The 4,289-nt window shown below is 69.0% G+C and carries 6 protein-coding genes; 3 read left to right on the top strand and 3 right to left on the bottom strand.

Annotated elements, in window-relative coordinates:
* Positions 1-63 precede the first annotated feature (63 nt).
* Positions 64-786, top strand: coding sequence for a class I SAM-dependent methyltransferase (locus D7X12_RS39810; RefSeq protein WP_120630358.1), 723 nt, complete (start codon positions 64-66; stop codon positions 784-786).
* A gap of 28 nt (positions 787-814) precedes the next feature.
* Here D7X12_RS39810 and D7X12_RS39815 read toward each other — a convergent pair whose 3' ends face one another.
* Together D7X12_RS39815 and D7X12_RS39820 are read right to left on the bottom strand one after the other, a co-directional pair.
* Positions 815-1,435, bottom strand: coding sequence for a DUF1444 domain-containing protein (locus D7X12_RS39815; protein WP_120630359.1), 621 nt, complete (start codon positions 1,433-1,435; stop codon positions 815-817).
* A gap of 47 nt (positions 1,436-1,482) precedes the next feature.
* On the bottom strand, positions 1,483-1,827 hold the full coding sequence (locus D7X12_RS39820; RefSeq protein ID WP_120630360.1) for a hypothetical protein: 345 nt from the start codon (positions 1,825-1,827) through the stop codon (positions 1,483-1,485).
* A gap of 90 nt (positions 1,828-1,917) precedes the next feature.
* Here D7X12_RS39820 and D7X12_RS39825 point away from each other — a divergent pair, with 90 nt between their 5' ends.
* Positions 1,918-2,457 (top strand): hypothetical protein, encoded by a 540-nt coding sequence (locus D7X12_RS39825; protein ID WP_147443955.1) that lies wholly within the window; start codon positions 1,918-1,920, stop codon positions 2,455-2,457.
* Positions 2,458-2,512: 55 nt separating this feature from the next.
* A complete protein-coding gene (locus D7X12_RS39830) occupies positions 2,513-3,514 on the top strand; it encodes an FG-GAP repeat domain-containing protein (RefSeq protein ID WP_120630362.1) in 1,002 nt (333 codons plus the stop codon).
* Between the two features lie 67 nt (positions 3,515-3,581).
* Here the strand turns inward: D7X12_RS39830 and D7X12_RS39835 are convergent, their stop codons facing one another.
* Positions 3,582-3,866: an RCC1 domain-containing protein gene (locus D7X12_RS39835; RefSeq protein ID WP_158620216.1), complete on the bottom strand. Its 285-nt coding sequence runs from the start codon at positions 3,864-3,866 to the stop codon at positions 3,582-3,584.
* Positions 3,867-4,289: the final 423 nt, after the last annotated feature.

Genomic DNA, 4,289 nt, shown 5'->3' on the forward strand with positions numbered 1-4,289 from the left:
CTCCCGCCCGTCGCGTTCATGACGCATCCTCGGGTCTCATCGCCCGACTCCCGAGGACACGTCATGGCTCACGAACACCCCGCCTCTCACGCCCACCACCCCATCGTGCCGGGCTTTGGCGCCGACCGCGCCGCCCACTACGACGCCCAGGCGTCCGTCAACCTCGCGGGCGCGGAGGCCCTGTACGAACTCGGCGTCAGCGCGTTGACGGCCCAGCTCGACGGCCAGGACGCGGCCTCGCTGCTCTTCGTGGGACTGGGCACGGGCGCGGAGCTGATGCCCTACACCCGCTTCAACGTGCCGGGTTGGCGCTTCACGGGTGTCGACCCCTCCGAGGCCATGCTCGACGTCGCCCGGGGCCGCCTGGAGGCCGAGGGGATGCTCTCACGCACGCACCTGCACGTGGGGGAGCTGAAGACCCTGCCCGCGGGCCCTCCGTTCGACGGCGCGCAGGTGATGGGCGTCCTGCACCATGTGGAGGGCGACGAGGCCCGCATCGAACTGCTGCGCGAGGTGACCCGGCGGCTCAAGCCGGGAGCGCCCCTCGTGCTGGGCTGCCGCGTCGGCAAGGACCCCGAGCTGATGAACGTGGAGCTGCGGCGGCTGCGGGCGTATGGAATTCCCCTGGAGGCGCTGGAGCGTCGGCGCCAGCTCTTCGCGCAGATCCAGCCCATCGAATCCGATGCCGCCCTGTTCGCGATGTTCGCCCGGGCCGGACTGGTGGCTGCCCGTCCGATCTTCCAATCACTGGGGTACAAGGTCTTCCTCGCGCGCTTCGAGCCCTGAGCCGCGATGGATGGATGAGCGTCCCTCCTCAGGGCACGTCCATGGCCGTCGGGTCGGACTTCCAGCGCTGCAGCAGCTCCTTCGAGGGAAAGCCCCGCACGCGGTAGCGCTCCGGGTACAGCCCCGGCTCCGGCATCAGCATCGTCCCGGCGTCGCGCACCACGAGGTCCCAGCGCACGGAGGCCACCGGGGGCGCGTCCGGGCCCAGCGACGTGTCCATGAAGAGGATGACGTCCGCACGCGGCAGCAGCGTCTCGCCGTCGTTGAACCAGAGGGTCTGGCCGAAGAAGCGCCCCTTCGCGTCCTGCTCCGGGACGTAGCCGGCGACGTAGAGCTGGGAGCCCTCCTTTTCATGCTGCCGCCGCAGCCGCTCCGTCTGCTCCTGGTAGCCGCGCACCCGGCTGGCGAACGCGAGGTTCTCCAGGAGACTCCGCGACGGGCTGCCCGGCTCGGGAAGGAAGGGCCTCCATCCGTCGGCGGTGAGGCGCAGCGCGCGGCCGTCCACCGGGCGTGGCGCCTTGAGGCCCGCCATGGTGGCCTCCGCCACCTCGAGCAGGCCCTCCGCGTCCTCGGCGCCGGTGATGAGCAGCGAGTCCCTGTTGGGCACCGTCACCACCCGCTCGCCCTTGACCTCGCAGCCGCTCAGCACGTCCTCCAGCAGCAGCCGCGAGGCCCCGTAGCTGTCATTCGTGGCGATCAGGCACGTGCCCAGGGCACGTGCCTGAGCGGCACGGAGTCCAGCCGCCGCAGGTTGGCCATCGCGTCGGTGTGGGCCTGCTCGTAGGAGATGCCCCAGCGCGCCAGGTCGTCCGGGGTGGAGCTCTGGATGAGGAAGCGCTCCGGGTCGTAGGTCAGCTCGCCCGTGATGCCCGTGGCACGGAGGGCCTCCAGGGCCTGCTCGGCGAACGCGTCCTTCTCCGGCAGCTCCGGGTACAGCTCACCGGGTGCTCCCGTCGTCCCACTGGCGAAGACCAGCGCGACGACGAGCACCAGGGCCGAGACACCGAGGAGGAGCACCTTCCACTGCGAGTTGCGTGACATGGGCCCCGGAGCAGACACCGCCAGGGATGCGCCGTGCAAGAGCGCATGGCTGCAAGCGCATGGCTGCAAGCGCATGGTAGATGGGTGCCCATGAACCTCTCTCAATGGGCAGTCACGGGTCTGGGCATGGCGTTCCTGGTGTCTGGCTGCGGCGGCAGCCGGAGCAACTCCAAGGTGGACCTGTCCGGGATGGGCCCCTCCATGAACGCGAAGCGCTATGCGAACCTGGAGAAGATCGCGGCCAAGGACCTCAAGTGCGCCGAGGAGCTGACGCCCGCCTACCTCGGCGAAAATCAGTATCAGATGAGCGGATGCAACGACGAATTCATCTATGAGCTGCGCTGCAGGATGGGCCAGTGCTCATGGGTTCCCGACGTGAGGGCGCGCGCGGAGTTCGACCTGGAGTGCGCGAAGGCGCGACTCAAGGCCTCACACCTGGATCCCGTCACGGTGGGGGTCTCGGGCTGCGGAAAGCGCGCGAGCTACAGGGCCATTGGCTCCACCTACGGCGTGATCTGGACGCTGAGTTCGCCCGTGACCGAGGACGTGGCCCCCGCCGCGGCGTCCACGGACGAAGAGGGCCCCGCTCCGTCCGATACTTCCCGTGGAACACCTGTTCCCACCATATAATTACTATTCTCGATTTACTTGGTACGAAGGGACTCCCACTCTTAGAGGGAGTTCAATGCTCGTATCCAGAATGATGTGGCTGTCCGCTTCGGTGATGCTGCTTGGAACCGGCTGTGGCGAAGATCCTGCCACCGCCACGCCGGAGGAGACCGGCACGCAGCAAGCCGCGGTGAACCTCTGCGCCGGAGCCCCCAGCACGGGCCCCGCGCAGGACTTCGACGGCGACGGTGTGTCCGACCTGGTGGTGTTCAACCCGCCCACGGGCGCCTGGAAGATCCAGTCCCTCCAGGGGCCCAACACCACCCTCTTCTTCGGAGACAGTCAGTCCCGCGTCGTCCCGGCGGACTACGACGGCGACGGGGCGACGGACATCGCCGTGTGGAAGCCCTCCACGGGCGTCTGGAAGCTTCGCAATGCCCGGGACACCACCACGGCGCAGCTCGGCCAGAGCGGCGACATCGCCGTGCCCGCCGACTACGACGGCAACGGGAAGGCGGACGTCGCGGTGTGGCGGCCCTCGACGGGCCAATGGCACATCATCCACAGCTGCTACGGCACCACGGTGACGACGCACTGGGGACAATACGGAGACCTGCCGCTGCCGGCCGACTACGACGGTGACGGCAAGGCGGACCTGGCCGTGTGGCGCCCCTCCACCGCCACCTGGTACATCCTCTACAGCTCCGGGGGCCCTGCGTTCATCCACACGTTCGGCTTCTCCAGCGACATCCCCGTCCCCGCGGACTACACCGGTGACGGCAAGGCGGAGCTCGCCGTGTTCCGGCCGTCCAACGGGACCTGGTACTACCTGGTCAATCCCGCCACCGGGACGCTCGCGGCTGGGGCCTTTGGCCTGTCGGGGGACGTGCCCGTCCCCGGGGACTACGACGGTGACGGCAAGGCGGACTTCGCGGTGTGGCGGCCCTTCATCGCGCCGTCGCCCAGCTCCAGCGTCTGGTACTACCTCTACAGCGCCTCTGTCCCCAACTCCGGAAGCACCGCATGGGGCTTCGCGCCGGGCGGCGACATCGCGGTGAAGCTCTATCCCACGCCGTGAAGCAGCCCCTGCCCCGTGCCCGTGACAGGGCGCGGGGCGGGCGTCGCGCTACGGGCGCCCGGGCTCCCTACAACGCGGGCCCGTGCGCCGGGGGCGTCTGTCCCGGCCCGAAGCCTTCTCCCGCCGGCGGACCCACGGAGCTATAGCCCCAGCCCGAGAACGAGCCATCCTGTCCGACGGCCAGCGAGTGGTACGTGCCCGCGGAGACGGCCACGATGCCACTGACGCCCGGCACCACCTTCGGCAGGAAGCTGTGCGCCGTGGAGCCGTCCCCCAGCTGGCCAAGATAGTTGCAGCCCCAGGTCCAGACACTGCCATTGGGGGCGATGCTCAGGGAATGGTTTGAACCCAATGCCACCCGGGACAGCGGAGCCCGGGCACTCAAGCCCTGTTGTGTCTGTGAGAGGGCTGCCGGAGGATGACTGAACGTGCCTTCCATGGGAGTCGTGTGGGTGGATGTCCCGCGCGGGGGGCAGGTCAATGACAGGCAGGGATTGCTGCTTCGCTTCGCGCGGGACAGTCCTGTTGCCCGGAAGGCAGGGATTGCGGGCGCCTGCTCGCACGCTCACCTTGCCTTCCGCGACACCGCCCCTCCGTCACCCGCTCCAATGCCTGGGCGGGGAGGAAAGGGGTTGTCGCGGAGGAGAACGCATGCGTCCGATGAAGATGCTGTGGGCCGTGGTGGGGGCTGTGGCGCTGTCTGTCGGTTGCGGCTCGGCCATGGCGAGCCCCGAGGAGGAAGTGTCGGAGGTTGTCTCCACGGAGAGCGAAGTGG

This window comes from Corallococcus sicarius (genome assembly GCF_003611735.1).
In the GTDB taxonomy this organism is placed as follows: domain Bacteria; phylum Myxococcota; class Myxococcia; order Myxococcales; family Myxococcaceae; genus Corallococcus; species Corallococcus sicarius.

Bases quoted from the DNA above. Each gene is read 5' to 3' on its own strand.
- D7X12_RS39810 (WP_120630358.1), top strand. From the start codon at position 64: ATGGCTCACGAACACCCCGCCTCTCACGCCCACCACCCCATCGTGCCG.
- D7X12_RS39830 (WP_120630362.1), top strand. From the start codon at position 2,513: ATGCTCGTATCCAGAATGATGTGGCTGTCCGCTTCGGTGATGCTGCTT.
- D7X12_RS39820 (WP_120630360.1), bottom strand. From the start codon at position 1,827: ATGTCACGCAACTCGCAGTGGAAGGTGCTCCTCCTCGGTGTCTCGGCC.
- D7X12_RS39825 (WP_147443955.1), top strand. From the start codon at position 1,918: ATGAACCTCTCTCAATGGGCAGTCACGGGTCTGGGCATGGCGTTCCTG.